The sequence below is a fragment of the Roseovarius sp. A46 genome (assembly GCF_004126395.1).
Lineage (GTDB): Bacteria > Pseudomonadota > Alphaproteobacteria > Rhodobacterales > Rhodobacteraceae > Roseovarius > Roseovarius nitratireducens.
In genome coordinates this window covers 1-366 of sequence record NZ_PVWS01000092.1, presented here as the reverse complement: position 1 = coordinate 366, position 366 = coordinate 1, and the positions used below count along the sequence as shown (strand labels likewise).

The following is a 366-nucleotide window of genomic DNA, read 5'->3' as shown; positions in this document are numbered from 1 at the left end:
TCGAGGACAACAATCCCAACGCGGATGGCATGTCGCTGGAAGCGATCGCGACCGAGTTTTCGAACCAGGCGGAAACCCGCGCTGTGTATGACTTCTTTGACCCGGAAGCCGAGAACCCGTCGGCGCTTGAGTTCCTGTCGGAAGTTTACGGCAACCTGTTCGGCCGCGCACCCGATGCAGAAGGCATCGAGTTCTGGGCGAACGAGCTCGAGACGGGTGCTGTTCCCACCGGTGAGATTCTGCTCGCGATCATGAAAGGTGCTTCGGGCACCGACATCGACGTGCTCAACAACAAGATTTCAGTCGCTCTTGATTGGCACGACGCTGCCAAGGACGCCGGCGCGACCGCGCCCGACAGCGAAGGCC

The 366-nt window shown here is 60.7% G+C and carries 1 protein-coding gene; it reads left to right on the top strand.

Annotated features, from left to right (window positions below):
* On the top strand, positions 1 to 366 hold a 366-nt coding region (locus tag C6W92_RS17505), incomplete at both ends, for a DUF4214 domain-containing protein (protein ID WP_129435405.1).